Here is a 15,242-nt window from a genome sequence, read left to right on the forward strand (position 1 = left end):
ATCATTAAAGCCTCGCAATCTCTCTTATAGAAAAAAAGCAGATGCATGTTAGTGTTTTAATCTCATTGACTTTCCCTCCGAGCCTTTCCCTATGCATCTGCACTATTTACACCCCCAACACCTTGAAGAATTAGTCAAGAGTAGTGGTATAGACTTACACTTAGTGCAACTCAATTTTAAGTCACTCCAAGGCGTAACAGCTTATGAGTACCTATTGATTTCTGAGCTACTCCCCCGCACCAACACCGGAATGTTGAAAGCTGGATGGTTGCAGCGTTATGCTCATATCACTGAAGGTGGTTGGTGGTGTTCGGGACTAGACCCTCTGAATAATTGGCAAATGATGGAATGGGGATGTTTTAAGCCAAACCAACCCCGACAAAATCACAATGGCAAGTCCATCAAATACGAGCATCCCCCCAGCACACCAACGCGGGTGTTTTGTTTGCGGGTAACGTTGCCAGTATGGCAGCAAGTGGCTGAACGTTACAATTTGGTGATGCCTGACAATATCTCCATTACCCCTGATGGTGAAGCTGGAGGCTTTTGGCAATGGGTGATGCAGCAGAATATTCCCCTGGTTATCTGCGAGGGTGTAAAGAAAGCAGCTACCTTGTTGACGCAGGGATATGTAGCTATTGCCATTCCCGGAATTACCAGTGGTTATCGGGTTGTTAAAGATGAGTTTGGCAAAGTTACCCGTCGTCAGCTAATTCCTGATTTAGCAGCCTTTGCAATTACAAAACGCAGCTTTTACATTTGCTTTGATTTTGAGACTCAACCCAAGACAATCGCTGCTGTAAATAATGCTATTTCTCAACTTGGCTGTTTATTTCAGCAAAAAAATTGCCCTGTTAAAGTCGTCGAACTTCCAGGAATGGAAAAAGGGGTTGATGAATTTATTATTGCTAAAGGTGCAAGTAGTTTCGATAAAATTTATCGCCAAAGTATTGATTTAGAAATTTATCTTGCTCAAACCAAACCACACACCGAGTTAAGCATTCCGGCTGCACTCACTTTCAACCGTCCTTATATAGGTGAAATCCCTTTCCCCACTTCTGGATTAGTCGGAGTCAAATCAGCCAAAGGAACGGGAAAAACTACCGCATTGCAAAGCGTTGTTCAACAGGCGAAAAATAGAAAACAACCAGTTTTATTAATTACTCATAGAATCCTACTTGGACGATTTTTGTGTGAAAAAATTGGTATCCAATGGGGAACAAATAAAGAAAATGGGGATAAAAAAATTGATCGAACACTTACCCCCGCTCCTCCTATTCTCCGCTCTCCTTTTCCTCAACAATCTCTCGGCTTGTGTGTAGATTCGATTTGGAAACTTAACCCAGAGAATTGGCGTGGGGCAATAGTCATTTTAGATGAAGTAGAGCAATCTCTATGGCATCTGTTAAATAGTAATACTTGTAAACACAAGCGGGTAAAAATATTAAAGTTATTCCAGCAACTAATTGCGACAGTTTTAACAACTGGAGGGTTAGTAATTGCCCAAGATGCTGATTTATCAGATGTTTCGCTGGAATATTTACAGGGATTGGCAGGAATTAAATTAACACCTTGGGTAGTTCTCAACCAGTGGAAGCCTCAGCATGGTTGGGATGTGACTTTTTATGATTCGCCGAATCCAACACCGTTAATTCACCAATTAGAATTAGATTTACTTGCTGGACGTAAATGTTATGTTACTACCGATAGTCGGGCTGGGCGTTATAGTTGTGAAACAATTGAACGTTATTTAAAAGAGCGACTACAAAAATTACGGCGACAATTTCCTAAAACTTTGGTAGTTAGTAGTCACACTACAAATACACCTGGTCATGCAGCAGTTGATTTTATTGCTGCGATTAATCAAAAAATATCTGAATATGACGGCGTTTTTGTTACACCTAGCCTTGGTACGGGAATTAGTATTGATGTTCAACATTTCGACCGAGTTTATGGCATTTTTCAAGGGGTAATTCCTGACTCGGAAGCAAGACAAGCTTTAGCAAGAGTCAGAGATGATGTGCCACGTGTTGTTTGGTGTGCTAAACGAGGTATTGGTCTAATTGGTAGTGGGAGTACAAATTATCGCTTACTATCCGATTGGTATCAGGAAAATCAGAAAGAAAACTTAGCTTTGCTGAGTCCGTTACATAAAATAGATGTGGATTTACCTTTAGTTTATGACCCCATTCATTTGCGAACTTGGGCTAAGTTATCTGCAAGAGTAAATGCTTCTATTCGTCTCTATCGGCAATCTATGCAAGATGGTTTAGTTGCTGATGGGCATCAAATTCAGATGCGGAGTAACGCAGTTCACAATAATATTATTCGAGATTTACGCCTGGCATTTTTGGCTACTGATGCCGATGATTTAGCTACTCGCAGAAGATTAGTTTTAGAAATTGTCAAAGTTCAAAAAGATTGGACACAAAGCCGTCAAAAAGCTAAAGAAATTAAACGTAAAATCAAAGATATTAAGCAGCAAAATCAATTATCAGTAGCAACTGCTGTAGCCAATGCTAAAGATATTGATTATGTAGAATATGAGCAATTGTTAGTGAAGCATTCTCTAACTGATGGAGAGCGTAATCAAATCAATAAATATATTCTCAGACAAAGGTATGGTGTAGAAGTTACTCCGTGGCTGAAATTGCAGGACGATCAAGGATATTATCGTCAACTGTTAATTCACTATTATTTAACTCACGAGAGCGAATATTTTCACGTTAGAGATGAGCAAGAATGGCATCAGCAATTGTCTTGGGGTGAAGGGAAAGTTTTTCTGCCAGATTTAAAAACTTACACGCTCAAAGTGGAAGCGATGAGAGCTTTAGGAATGCTTCAGTTTCTCGAAGCAAAACGAGAATTTATTGAGAATGAGCCAGATTTGATATTGCTAAAAAATGTTGCTTTTCAGCATAGTAAGCATATTAAAAGAGCGCTTGGGATTAATTTAATTGGGGAAAAAGAGCAGGTTTCAGCAATAAAAATACTCAGCCGACTGTTGAATTTATTGGGTTTGAAGTTGAAACGAGTAAATGAGATTTATCAAATTGACTTAGAAACACTATATGATAGCAGAGAGAAAATATTTGCTGTTTGGCATCAACGAGATGAATTGATGTTAGCCCATGTTAAAAGTTTTGGCTATGAGTTGCCTGATTATTCTTCAGACTGGAAGTTTGAAATTATGCAAACTCAGTCTGGAAAGGTAGACGATAGATTATCTGCGTCGGCTGTGCCGTTATTTTAAGATATAGCAGTTTTCATTAAGAAGCGGTAGAACGTAACTAAAATCCCTCCTGAAGAACTTTTCAAGAGGGGTTTTGTAATCGCCTACTCCATTGGATCGTCTCTGCCAATGCCAAGCGATCGCAACTGCACTCTCACACTATCCCAATCTTGCCCGCAGTAGTAGTATTTTTTTTGGCGTAAGTCTGCTAGATAGTAGCCGACTTTTCCGCCATTAATCCGAAATAACTCAACAACAACTTTCTTTTTAGTTGTGCCAAACATGAATTCAATATCGCCATCTGGTAAATTTAATGGGTTGTAAAAAGTTTTACCTTTTATAAAATACCAGTAAGACCTTTCCAGTGTGATTTTGCGTTCAATGACTCTAAAGCTAATGGGGTGAATTATGCTGTTCATAACTTTTAAGCTTTAATTAAACTTTCAAATAAATGAAACCCGTTCGCGCGATTGAAACAAAAAATCCTAGCCAATACTTGTCGTTTAAGGGGGAAAGGGGAAAGAAAAAACCTTTAACCTTTTCCCCAAATCAAATTCCGAGTTAAAAATGCAAAACCCCAGTAGTATTGAAATCCTAGCAACCTGCACAATAGTAGTTTGAATAATTTTGAAAACATATCGTTAACAATCCCGATGCTTTAGGCTAGAGAATGTCAAAATCCAAAAAAATTATATGAATGCTGAAGATTTTTTTAACCAAGGATTAAACCACAATCTGCAAGGGGACTATCAAGCCGCGATCGCAGCTTACACCCAAGCAATCAAGCTAAACCCTGACTATGCCGAAGCTTACCATAATCGCGGGCTGATTTTAACTGGTCAACTCAAAGATTATCGCAGTGCGATCGCTAACTTTAATCGCGCTATCGAAATCAATCCCAATTTTGCCATAGCCTATTACAACCGCGCTAATGCTCGTTACTTTTTAGTCGATTATCAAGGTGCGATCGCCGACCATAATCAAGCGCTACAATTAGATCCCAATCTGGCGCAATCTTACCACAGTCGGGGAAATGCCTACTTTGCTTTGGAAAACTACGATAAGGCGATCGCAGATTATATCCAAACAATCGAAATGAGTACCCAATTAGCTGATAACATCAATATTGATATTGCCAATGCTTATCATAATCGGGGCGTAACTCGTTTTGAACGTGGCGATCGTCAAGGAGCGATCGCAGATTTTCAGCAAGCTTTACAATGGCATCCCCATTTTGCCGCAGCTTACAGCAATCGCGGCAATATTCACCAGATTTTAGGCAATTATCAAGAAGCGATCGCTGACCATAACCAGGCATTAGAATTAGATCCTAACTTGGCAGAAGCTTATCATAACCGAGGTAATGCCCACTACGCTTTAGCAGATTATCAAAGTGCGATCGCAGATTACAACCACGCCCTAAAAATCAACCCCAGCTTTGCTGGAGCGTACTATAATCGAGGTCTTGTGCTTGCTCACCTCAAAAACTATCATGAAGCAATTGCAGACTTTAACCAAGCATTAAAGCTGAATCCTGATGATGTGCAAGCCTATTGTGAGCGCGGTCTAGTTCGTAGTACTCTTGAAGACTATCAGGGTGCGATCGCTGATTATGACCGAGCTTTACAAGAAAATCCCACACTAGCTTTAGTATACGGCTTTCGGGCTAATGCTCTTCGCCGCTTGGGAGATTATCAAGGTGCAATTGAAGATAGCAATCGCCTATTACAACTCAATCCTAATTTAGCAGAAGGATATTGCGATCGCGCGGCGGCTCGTCGTTCTTTAGGAGATCATAAAGGCGCAATTAAAGATTACGATCGAGCATTACAGATTAATGATAAATTAGCCGCAGCTTATTATGGTCGGAGCATTGCCCGTGAAGCCTTGCAAGATTTACAAGGAGCAATTGATGATAATACTCAAGCCATAGAACTTGTTCCTGATTTTTCTCAAGCTTATTGCAATCGGGGAAATGCTCGTCGTCTTTTAGGAGATGAACAAGGAGCGATCGCAGATTATAACCAAGCATTAAAAATTAATCCTAATTTAATTGAAGCGTATTACAACCGAGGTTCTACCCACTATGCTTTAGAAGCTTATGAAAATGCGATCGCAGATTACACTCAAGCCTTGCAAATAAATCCCCAATCTGCTGCATTTTACAGCGATCGCGCCAATGCTCACTATGCCCTAGAAGATTATCAAGGGGCAATAGAAGATTACAGTCGAGCGATCGCGATCGACCCCAGCTTTGCCGAAGATTGGTACAATCGGGGTCGTAGCCGTTCTCTGTTGGGAGATTTACCAGGAGCGCTTGCAGATTTAAACCAAGCCTTACAGCGTCAGCCTAATTGGGCTTCCGCTTACATTCTTCGGGCAGATGTCTACCGCAATTTGGGAGACTCTCAACGAGCAATTGCCGATTTCCAGAAATCCGCAGACTTGTATTATCAAGAAGGGAATATCCAGTATTACCAACAAATTATTGAGCTAATTGAACAGCTTTGAAAAACCCCACCCCGCCAAAATTGTGGCAGATGAAATGTCTGCCACACAAAAATACTAGGCTTAAGAAAGATTCTGGAAGTAAACTTCTAGCGCTTCAGTCACCAACTGAGTCATCGGTTTACCTTGGCTTTCTGCTACTTCCTTCAACTTGCTATAAACCTCTTCTTTCAAATTCACCCGATGGCGCGATTTGTTTGCACCATTGGCTGTTTGGGGTTCGTAGGTGGCAGCAAATTCGCGGATGGCATCAAAACCAACGCGATCGCAAAAATCACCAAAGCTTTCTTTTGATTTCCGAGATTTTTTAAAGTAAACAAAAATCGGCTCTAAGAAGCTTTCTAAGTCATTATGGTGCAGCTTTTCTGTGTAAGGTTGTGCCAGTCGAGTCTGATTTGGCGAACCCCCTAACCATAATTGGTAAGATTCTGGAGCGCTACCAACAAAGGCCAATTCTGCTAAGTAAGGACGAGCGCAACCGTTAGGGCATCCTGTCATCCTTACCACAAAATGTTCTTTTTGTAAACCTAGTTTATCTAATAGAGCGCGAACCCGCTCCAAAATGCCTGGTATTGCTCGTTCTGATTCTGTGATTGCCAAGCCACAAGTAGGCAAAGCCGGACAAGCCATTGCATACCGCACCAAAGGTTCGATTTTACTAGGGTCGTCTCCGACACCGTGACGGCTAAGAATGTCTTGAATAGCTTCTTTGCTAGCTGGTTCGATATCGTAAAAAATCACATTTTGGTTGGATGTGAGGCGGATGGGTAAGTTGAACTGCTCGACAATTTCCCGCAAGGCGGTTTTCAGTTGAAACGAACCTTCATCCTTGACTCGACCATTTTCAATGGAAATTCCTAAGAATAGCTTGCCATCACCTTGTTCATTCCAGCCGAGGAAGTCATGAAATTTAAACTCTGGCAGTGGCTTGAAAGCTTCAATTGCTTTACCAAAATATTCTTCAACTTGAGTGCGGAATTTATCTACACCCCAATCGTTGATTAGATATTTTAATCTGGCATGACGACGATCGGTGCGATCGCCATAATCTCTCTGAGTAGCAACAATCGCTTTCACTATGTCGTAAACGTCATCTTTCGTTACATAACCGATCGGGTCTGCTAACCTAGCGAAAGTTTCTTCTTTACCGTGGGTTCTACCTAAACCACCACCAGCAAAAATATTAAATCCTTCCAGCTGTTTCTTTTTATTAGTAATTACTACCAAAGTCAAGTCTTGGGAATACAAATCAACCGAATTATCCCCTGGCACTGTCACACTAACCTTAAACTTCCGGGGCATATAGTACGTGCCATAAATCGGTTCTTCGGTGTCATGGATAATTGTGCCATTCCCATTACGCTGTCGTGCTTCTTTTACCTCTGGGTTCTCCTCAGCACTAATTGCTTTTTCCCCATCTAACCAAATCTCGTAATAAGCGCCTGTTTGTGGTGACAGCAAGTCAGCAATATTCTGAGCATACTCCCAAGCATACTGATACTCTGGGCGATTCTTAAAAGGGGCTGGTGGTGCCATCACGTTGCGGTTGATGTCGCCGCAAGCTCCCAAAGTTGAACCCAGATTATTGACAATTGTAGCGATCGCTGTCTTCAGATTCTTCTTTAAAATTCCGTGCAGTTGGAAACCTTGACGGGTAGTTGCTCGTAAGGTGTGGTTGCCATACTCATCAGCTAGTTTATCTAAAGCCAGATATAGCTCTGGCGGTACTAAACCACCCGGATTTTTTGTCCGCAGCATAAACTGGTAATCTTTTTCCTGTCCCTTGGTGCGGTTGTCGCGGTTATCCTGCTGATAAGAGCCGTGAAACTTCAAAAGCTGCACCGCATTTTCGGTAAAATGAGTAGTGTCTTGAAGAATCTCAGTTGCTACAGGTTCGCGCAAAAAATTACTATTTTCCTTGATTCCTTCAACTTTGGAAGGCTTACGGCTAGCGATTGGGGAAGGAGCAGATTTAACCATTAGACTTGTATAGGATTCTCAATAAAGCATTAGTAGACGCCGAATCAGCACCCTTCGGCTACTTGATCCCCGGTAATCCGGCCGGAATAATGAGGAATATTTTAATTTTACCACGGCGAAAGCCGGCTTTATCAGTGATGTAACACTCAACAAAACCAGCTTTTAGGAGTAATGAGTTTTGTGTGCTGAGTCCTGAGTACTTAAGTAAAGTATAGAGCGAATAAGGACTCAATAATCTTTTATTTGAAGCGATAGCCAATACCACCATTGATGCTAACAGCAGAAGCATCGCTATTTTGGTAAGCACCAAGTCCGACTTTGGCATTAGTGTAGACGAGGAAATTGTTAGCAACTTCCGATTCAACGCCAGCACCTAGCACTACTGAATCTCTATTACCTATGGGAGTTGGTGAGCCATCTTTCTCTACAAAAGAATAACCACCAGTTAAATAGGCATTAGTTTTATTAGCGATGGGCACATCCACAGAAAGTTCAGGGATGATAGCACTTGTCTTATCACTCCAGAGGACATTACCGCGTGCAGAAAACGGCGTATTTCCTAACTTTGCACGACCTGTTACATTACCGCCAAATGTAGCATCGTCGTTGATACCTTGTCCGCCACTAGTAACGCCAGCTGCAACACCAGCGCCAACATAACTAGCATCAGTACCCTTTTTGGTTTCAGCAGAAGCTTGACCAGCTGATAGAACAAAAGGAGCAACTATTAAGGAAGACAATGCAGAAATTGTCAATAAAGACTTGAGTAAGCGCTTCATAATTTTCACCAAACTTTGTATTTTTTACTTATATATTCAAGGTCGAAAATCGTGTGAGAAGGTTCCAAATATTTCCCAGATTTTATTAAATGAATGTTTCTATTGATGCCTACAATTGAGAAATAACTAGCTCTGAAAATAATAAATTAGCTGTTATAATTACATTCAATGTCTTTTAGTCTGAGTTCTTTGTTCCCAAAATAGACGCTTTGAAAACTGGCACAATATTTGGAACTAGAACTTAGTAAGTATCTGGTAAATAAAATACCCGAATAACAATTTTTTGCCGAGATTTTCACAGATGATGAAAAAGTAGGCTGTAACATCTGTTGCAACAAGCTATAGAGGGAATCTATAAAGTTAATCTTGAGCAATTTTTGTGGAGATTGAATAATGCTAACCGCTGCAAAAACGTTGTCTGGTTTGATGGGTTTATGTGTCGGTGATGCGTTGGGTGTGCCAGTGGAGTTTACTAGCCGCGCTGAACGAGTAAAATCTCCAGTGACAACGATGTTGGGTTATGGCACATGGAATCAACCACCAGGAACTTGGTCAGATGATAGTTCCTTAAGCTTTTGTTTGGCAGAATGTCTTTGTAGAGGGTATTCGTTGGAGGCTATAGCCAATTCCTTCTGGCGCTGGTACAAGGAAGCTTACTGGACTCCCCGTGGTGATGTCTTTGATATTGGTCAAACTACCCACACAGCAATTATGCGCCTGAAACAGGGAGTTGTTCCCCATCAGGCAGGCGGTAAGGTTGAAAATAGTAATGGCAATGGTTCTTTAATGAGAATCTTGCCGATGGCTTATTGTCATAGAAACTTAACTTTAGGTGAATTGCTGGCGCGGGTGCATGATGTTTCGGCGATTACTCATGCTCATGCGCGATCGCAAATGGCCTGCGGCATTTATATTAGTATTGCAGTGGCGCTCTTAGAAGGTGCTGACCCCCAAACAGCTTATTTACAAGGATTACAAGACATTCAAACAATTTATTCTGTCCGAGAATTTTTGTTAGAAAAGCCGCATTTTGGCAGAATTTTCAGTGGTGAGATTGCCAAAGTACCAGTAGAAGAGATTAACTCTGGTGGCTACGTAATTGACACCTTAGAGTCATCCCTCTGGTGTTTGTTAAATAGCTCGTCTTATTCTGAAGCAGTATTGAAAGCTGTGAATTTAGGCGGAGATACTGATACTACCGCCGCCGTCACCGGTGGGTTAGCGGGAATTTACTACGGCGTGGAAAATATTCCCAAACAATGGATAAACCAAATTGCTCGTAGACAAGACATTATTTACTTAGCAGAGCGTTTTACAAGGGCTGTTTACAGCTAGTTTTGAATTAGAAATTATACCAAGTGTTTGATGAGCGCCTTTTCGCAAGTAAAATCAGTAGTAGAAAAGTTTCATACTGGTTGAACAATGCTAACCGATACAAAAACATTGTCTGGTTTGATGGGTTTATGTATTGGTGATGCATTGGGTGTGCCAGTGGAGTTCACCAGCCGCGCTGAACGAGTAAAATCTCCAGTCACATCAATGGTGGGTTATGGAACTTGGGATGTTCCTGCTGGTACGTGGTCAGATGATAGTTCGTTGACCTTTTGCTTGGCAGAATGTCTTTGTGAGGGATTTTCACTAGATGCGATTGCTAATTCCTTTTGGCGCTGGTATCACGAAAGTTACTGGACTGCTCAAGGTGAAGTATTTGATATCGGTAACACCACATTTTTAGCAATTGTGAACTGGAAACAAGGAACTCCACCTCTGAAAGCAGGTGGTAGTAGCGAGAATAGTAATGGCAATGGTTCTTTGATGAGAATCTTGCCGATGGCTTATTGTCACAAAAGTTTAACATTGGATGAATTGATTGCACGGGTACATCAAGTTTCTTCCATTACCCATGCTCATCTCCGTTCTCAAATGGCCTGTGGTATTTATATTAGTATTGCAGTGGCGCTCTTAGAAGGTGCTGACCCGCAAACAGCTTATTTACAAGGATTGCAAGACATCCAAACAATTTATTCTGTGCGGGAGTTTTTATTAGAAAAGCCGCATTTTGGCAGAATTTTCAGTGGTGAGATTGCCAAAGTACCAGTAGAAGAAATTAATTCTGGTGGCTATGTAATTGACACCTTAGAGTCATCCCTCTGGTGTTTGTTAAATAGCTCGTCTTATTCTGAAGCAGTATTGAAAGCTGTGAATTTAGGCGGAGATACTGATACTACCGCCGCCGTCACCGGTGGGTTAGCGGGAATTTACTACGGCGTGGAAAATATTCCCAAACAATGGATAAACCAAATTGCTCGTAGACAAGACATTATCTACTTAGCAGAACGTTTTGCAAGGGCTGTCTACGCTTAGAGTTAGGAGTTAAAAGTTAAGAGTTAAGAATTATGAAACTCCTAACTCCTAACTCCTAAACCGTAGACAAAGAATAGACCTGACCATCAATCAGCAGTCGTGTGATGCCCTTAGCTTCCAAATGAGTACGAGCCTTATGGAGCATTTTACTATCTGGAACCTTAATCACGCGATCGCGCTTGGTAGAAAAACGCTTGGCAACACGATGGTTATCAAACACCGGCAGAGTTCTTTGCTGAGTTTCAAGGCTGGGAATTTGCCCCAAGTCACCAAAGTCTTTCAGAGGCCGGGTAATTAATTCTGAGGAACGGTCAATTACCAAATAGCAAGTTTTCGGCAAATTGGCTACCGACAGAGGCAAAACTTGAACTGATGCTTCACCTGGTCTGCGTTTTGTGACTAAAGGTCTTTCCTCATCCAGGTCATCATCATCAAAGTCTTCTTCCTCAAAATCGTCATCCTCTAAATCATCATCATCTAAATCATCCAAATCCTCTGATTCGTCTAGTAAATCTTCGCCCAGCATGTGCGCGATGACGGCTGCTCCTGGATGTTCAACCTTTAGAGGCGGGATGGAGATGCTGACTATTTCCGGCGGCTTTGGCTCTGGAGTTTCTAATTTCTCAGATGTGACTCGGAGTTTCGGTTTTTCCGCCGCCGAGGGACGACGCCGCACCCGTCTACTAGCGGCGATTGACTCCGCCGTTTCCTCTGAGTAAAGTTCCTGCTCTACACGAATTATCTTACGTGGTAGTGGCTCAACCTTTGGTACTTCCAAAGGTGGGCTTTCAATGGGTGGAACTTCTATCTCCGGCTCAGGTTGAGTCAGCAGTGGTAACTGCTCGTAGCTAACCTGTGCCCTTCCCTCAGGAGTTCTCGCAGCCCGCTTTAAAGAGACTAAGTACTCATACTCATCCTCTGGCAAAGTACTTTTGAGCAGGCGACTAATTGTCGAGTTACTCACACCGTAGCGGTCTGCCAAAGTTGAGGTTGTTTCGGCAGTCTCTCGATATAACTTCAGAATTTCTTGCTTGTCAGAGTCAGTTAATTTTCTCACGGTAGATACCAAAAATCCTTACTAAGCTCGTTTTCTTGTGCTGGTACGCCGCGTTCGTCTTAGTGATGCGTCATATTCTAAGGCAGCGCCCATACCAAATAACACTCCACTAAACACCCAAAACACTTCTAAGATTTCCCCACTTTGATAATTGGGGCCTTGGGCGTATTTAAACCACATATCTGCAATGTAAAGCGAAAAGGCCGCCGCTGCAATCATTCGCCAAGACTGGGAAACTCTTCCTCCCCAAAAGGCTAACAGCAGAGTGGTAGCAATAATTAACAGAACCACATCGCTAACTACGTAAAACCAGTTCAAAATAGCGACTAGCAGTTCCGTGGATGTTTCCTGTTGCATAGAAATCCACCATGCCAACAAACTACCGAATACTGCAATTGCTAACACAATTAGCCACTGCCATTTTTCCAGATTGATTCGCCTGGAAGCCACAGCTAAAGTCATGCCTGCGCCAAGTAATAGATAAGTCAGTACAAAAAATATATCGCCTACAGACACATCCGGTTCATCTTTTAAAACTATCTCGGTATAGCCGAAAATTATCCCCCCAACGAAATAGGAAAGCATACCTAACCCAATTAAGAGCCAAACATTCCGGCCACTGACGATTTGTGGACTAAGCCAGTTCCTCAAGCATAAGATACTGGCAGCCAAATAAGCTAAAGCTTCAAAAATATTTGTGCCAATCACATACCACTCAGCCCGACTTTCTATGCCATCGGCTCCGGGAACTTTGGCACTAAACAACAAAAAGTATAGCAGTGCCAGTACGGCCCAGCCAATATTAGCTAAGACAATGTTCTGAGTGTTGAAAATAGATTTAGAAAGGAACGAATTCTCGTAAGAGTTATTCATAGGACAAGACTTATGTAGATGCACTCTGGCAGTATTTTGAGTTAAAGGACTGTATATATAGCAGTGTGTCTGCCAAGTAATACACAATCAGACACCAAAAGCAAGTGCCAGTGGCCGGAATTTTCTGAAAAAATTTCCATGCTACTGCCATAGTTTACCCAGTGGCGATTGATTTAGCCAATTGATAAACAGCGCTCGCTCGGCTTCTGGCATATCTTCTAGCTTATAAATCACTTGTTTGGTAAAATTACCATTGCCAAAATAGGCTTTTCCTAATCGATGCAGTTCTTGTAACAGAATAACTACATGATTTTCTTGCCAATCAGGTATTTTGGCTGTCGGCAAAGGATTAGTAGACACCAAATATTTAACCGCTTCTAGAGAAGACGCTTGGGGAAATTGCTTCTGCTTTAATACTTCGGCAATATCTTTTTCAAATAATGCAACTTGTCTAGCACCTAAAAACTCTTCAATATCGATAGAAACACCTTGTAACAGCAAAATACTGGCTTGGATTAAAATCGCCGTTTTGCCATGACCACCTGTGTCACTATCCAGCTGCTCTAAACGGATTTTGCCCCAAACACTAAAGCGTTCCGGTTCCTCCAGCAAAACACAGGCTTTACCTCGGTTATCCGTTAATTCTCTCCATAAGGCTCTAGCTTCTTCTTCTTGACTAGCTTTGAAAACACTAATCAAGCGAAAAGTCTGCCCTTGATAACTGAGAATCGGCACTTGCTGATCCTTTTTTGGGTGCTGAATGCTTGATATTTCAACATCCTGCCGTTTGAGAATAAACATGGCACTAGCAAATAACTCCTCACAGGGGCACTCTTAATATGGAATATATAATGGCATTTGGCAGTATCGCCAAGGCTGAAATTACCTAGCATACTGTGAAAATGAGCCTCGCGATCGCCAGATCCTTCCCGAAGGTAGCCGCCCAGAGGACGTTAGCGCTAACGGGCAAATAACCCCTTGACAACACAATATATCTAAACCAATACCCCATCTGTTTCGTTTTCGGTGTAGATTGCACTAACTAGCGACTAGCATCTTAGCCTTGCTAGTGGTAAATCTGCAATTTTTGATTGCTTCTTGGTAGGTGAAGACGATATAATAGTGTAGGTGACTCCTTCAGGAGCCATTATTTTGTTTTGGGCGCGTAGCTCAGTGGATAGAGCAATTGCCTTCTAAGCAATCGGTCGCAGGTTCGAACCCTGCCGCGCTCGTTTTAACTTAATATGAACCCTCAAGCACGGTGAAGTGATATAATCATTTTATTGGTTGAGGGTTCGTTATTGCTGCATCATACCAAGAACAAAGGCGATATCGCTACTACCAAAGCGATCGCTGACCTAACGCTTAAAGGATACTTGATTCTGACACCACTTGTTTGTGAGCATTTACCTTTTGATTTTGTTGCTTACAAAGACGATAAATTTTACAAAATCCAAGCTAAATACGCGGGAGATAATAGAGTAGTCAATAAAACTATTTGGGTAGATAGAAATGGGACTCATCAGAAGAAGTACAAAGTAAATGACTTTGACTTTTATGCTGTTTATCTGCCTGACATAGATAAAGTTGTTTATCCATCAGTTCACTTTAATGGTTGCTACATAACTACCCAGATACCTAATTCAGCTACACCGTTTTACTGGTGGGAGGATTTTACAGACTTTACTGAAGCAGCCTCCAAGCGAACCTACAAGGAGTTTGGCGTTGATTTAACAACTAGAAAGGTTAACCCAGACTCTAGAATTCACACTAGAAAAGTTGAAAGGCCATCAAAAGAAGAACTAGAAAAACTAGTTTGGGAAAAGCCAACAGCACAAATTGGCAGAGATTTTGGCGTGTCTGATAAGGCTGTAGAAAAGTGGTGTAAGGCTTATGGGGTAGAAAAGCCACCCAGAGGGTATTGGGTTAAGAAAGCTTATGGAAAAGTAGAAGGACAGTTAACATAATATACTCTAGAAAATCATAGCCAAAAAAAGATGATACCCAAAATTCTGTTCTGATAGCCAAATCATAGTCAGAATAGCCACTAATGCAACCAAGAGAATTAGCTTTTGAATATCAAAATCTCTTAAAAACGCTGAAACCCTTGAGTTTAGGTTGGTTGTTTGATAAATTTAAAAAGCCCGTGACGAGGATTGAACTCGTGACCTCACCCTTACCAAGGGTGTGCTCTACCACTGAGCCACACGGGCGAAATATGATTTTGCTTTCTCAAGCTAGAAGTTAAAATGCTGGGAGTTTTGATGCTTACCCAGTCATTATAACTTATAACTTCGTAAGTGGTGGGCCGGGCTGGATTTGAACCAGCGTAGGCGCAAGCCAACGGATTTACAGTCCGTCTCCATTAACCACTCGGACACCGACCCGATTTGTCTCACGATTTAAAATCTTAGCACCACCTTTTATAAATTGCAAGTGATTAGAAAAA

Annotated in this window: 11 protein-coding genes and 3 tRNA genes; 6 read left to right on the plus strand and 8 right to left on the minus strand. The window is 41.7% G+C overall.

The features are described from left to right. Positions 1-91 precede the first annotated feature (91 nt). On the plus strand, positions 92-3,253 hold the full coding sequence (locus tag FD723_RS10015) for a plasmid replication protein, CyRepA1 family (protein WP_179065206.1): 3,162 nt from the start codon (positions 92-94) through the stop codon (positions 3,251-3,253). Positions 3,254-3,336: 83 nt separating this feature from the next. On the opposite strand, the gene FD723_RS10020 is transcribed toward FD723_RS10015, so the two are convergent. Further along, entirely contained in the window at positions 3,337-3,651 is a 315-nt protein-coding gene (locus FD723_RS10020; RefSeq protein WP_179065207.1) for a hypothetical protein, read from the minus strand. Between the two features lie 274 nt (positions 3,652-3,925). Between FD723_RS10020 and FD723_RS10025 the strand changes: the two genes are divergently transcribed. After that, positions 3,926-5,743, plus strand: coding sequence for a tetratricopeptide repeat protein (locus tag FD723_RS10025; protein ID WP_179065208.1), 1,818 nt, complete (start codon positions 3,926-3,928; stop codon positions 5,741-5,743). 60 nt (positions 5,744-5,803) lie between these two features. Here the strand turns inward: FD723_RS10025 and sir are convergent, their stop codons facing one another. Continuing rightward, positions 5,804-7,720, minus strand: coding sequence for a sulfite reductase, ferredoxin dependent (gene sir / locus FD723_RS10030; RefSeq protein ID WP_179065209.1), 1,917 nt, complete (start codon positions 7,718-7,720; stop codon positions 5,804-5,806). Between the two features lie 239 nt (positions 7,721-7,959). Beyond that, positions 7,960-8,499, minus strand: coding sequence for a hypothetical protein (locus FD723_RS10035; protein ID WP_179065210.1), 540 nt, complete (start codon positions 8,497-8,499; stop codon positions 7,960-7,962). A 393-nt stretch (positions 8,500-8,892) separates the two neighbouring features. Between FD723_RS10035 and FD723_RS10040 the strand changes: the two genes are divergently transcribed. Both FD723_RS10040 and FD723_RS10045 read left to right on the plus strand, forming a co-directional pair. Continuing rightward, entirely contained in the window at positions 8,893-9,834 is a 942-nt protein-coding gene (locus FD723_RS10040; RefSeq protein WP_179065211.1) for an ADP-ribosylglycohydrolase family protein, read from the plus strand. Between the two features lie 87 nt (positions 9,835-9,921). Further along, complete coding sequence (locus FD723_RS10045) at positions 9,922-10,863, plus strand: ADP-ribosylglycohydrolase family protein (RefSeq protein WP_179065212.1); 942 nt, start codon at positions 9,922-9,924, stop codon at positions 10,861-10,863. Positions 10,864-10,918: 55 nt separating this feature from the next. Here the strand turns inward: FD723_RS10045 and FD723_RS10050 are convergent, their stop codons facing one another. The 3 genes from FD723_RS10050 to FD723_RS10060 form a co-directional block, all read right to left on the minus strand. After that, entirely contained in the window at positions 10,919-11,920 is a 1,002-nt protein-coding gene (locus tag FD723_RS10050) for a transposase (RefSeq protein WP_179065213.1), read from the minus strand. A 21-nt stretch (positions 11,921-11,941) separates the two neighbouring features. Continuing rightward, positions 11,942-12,793 (minus strand): hypothetical protein, encoded by an 852-nt coding sequence (locus FD723_RS10055; RefSeq protein ID WP_179065214.1) that lies wholly within the window; start codon positions 12,791-12,793, stop codon positions 11,942-11,944. A gap of 141 nt (positions 12,794-12,934) precedes the next feature. After that, positions 12,935-13,594, minus strand: coding sequence for an Npun_F0813 family protein (locus tag FD723_RS10060; protein ID WP_179065215.1), 660 nt, complete (start codon positions 13,592-13,594; stop codon positions 12,935-12,937). Between the two features lie 358 nt (positions 13,595-13,952). Here FD723_RS10060 and FD723_RS10065 point away from each other — a divergent pair. Both FD723_RS10065 and FD723_RS10070 read left to right on the plus strand, forming a co-directional pair. Next, positions 13,953-14,025, plus strand: a tRNA-Arg gene (locus tag FD723_RS10065). A 69-nt stretch (positions 14,026-14,094) separates the two neighbouring features. Further along, positions 14,095-14,760: a group I intron-associated PD-(D/E)XK endonuclease gene (locus FD723_RS10070; protein ID WP_179065216.1), complete on the plus strand. Its 666-nt coding sequence runs from the start codon at positions 14,095-14,097 to the stop codon at positions 14,758-14,760. 174 nt (positions 14,761-14,934) lie between these two features. Here the strand turns inward: FD723_RS10070 and FD723_RS10075 are convergent. Continuing rightward, positions 14,935-15,006, minus strand: a tRNA-Thr gene (locus FD723_RS10075). 88 nt (positions 15,007-15,094) lie between these two features. Then, positions 15,095-15,180 (minus strand) — tRNA-Tyr (locus FD723_RS10080). Between the last annotated feature and the right edge of the window lie 62 nt (positions 15,181-15,242).

This window comes from Nostoc sp. C052 (assembly GCF_013393905.1).
GTDB lineage: Bacteria > Cyanobacteriota > Cyanobacteriia > Cyanobacteriales > Nostocaceae > Nostoc.

Bases quoted from the DNA above. Each gene is read 5' to 3' on its own strand.
- FD723_RS10015 (WP_179065206.1), top strand. From the start codon at position 92: ATGCATCTGCACTATTTACACCCCCAACACCTTGAAGAATTAGTCAAG.
- FD723_RS10040 (WP_179065211.1), top strand. From the start codon at position 8,893: ATGCTAACCGCTGCAAAAACGTTGTCTGGTTTGATGGGTTTATGTGTC.
- FD723_RS10020 (WP_179065207.1), bottom strand. From the start codon at position 3,651: ATGAACAGCATAATTCACCCCATTAGCTTTAGAGTCATTGAACGCAAA.
- FD723_RS10025 (WP_179065208.1), top strand. From the start codon at position 3,926: ATGAATGCTGAAGATTTTTTTAACCAAGGATTAAACCACAATCTGCAA.
- FD723_RS10045 (WP_179065212.1), top strand. From the start codon at position 9,922: ATGCTAACCGATACAAAAACATTGTCTGGTTTGATGGGTTTATGTATT.
- FD723_RS10055 (WP_179065214.1), bottom strand. From the start codon at position 12,793: ATGAATAACTCTTACGAGAATTCGTTCCTTTCTAAATCTATTTTCAAC.
- sir (WP_179065209.1), bottom strand. From the start codon at position 7,720: ATGGTTAAATCTGCTCCTTCCCCAATCGCTAGCCGTAAGCCTTCCAAA.
- FD723_RS10060 (WP_179065215.1), bottom strand. From the start codon at position 13,594: ATGTTTATTCTCAAACGGCAGGATGTTGAAATATCAAGCATTCAGCAC.
- FD723_RS10035 (WP_179065210.1), bottom strand. From the start codon at position 8,499: ATGAAGCGCTTACTCAAGTCTTTATTGACAATTTCTGCATTGTCTTCC.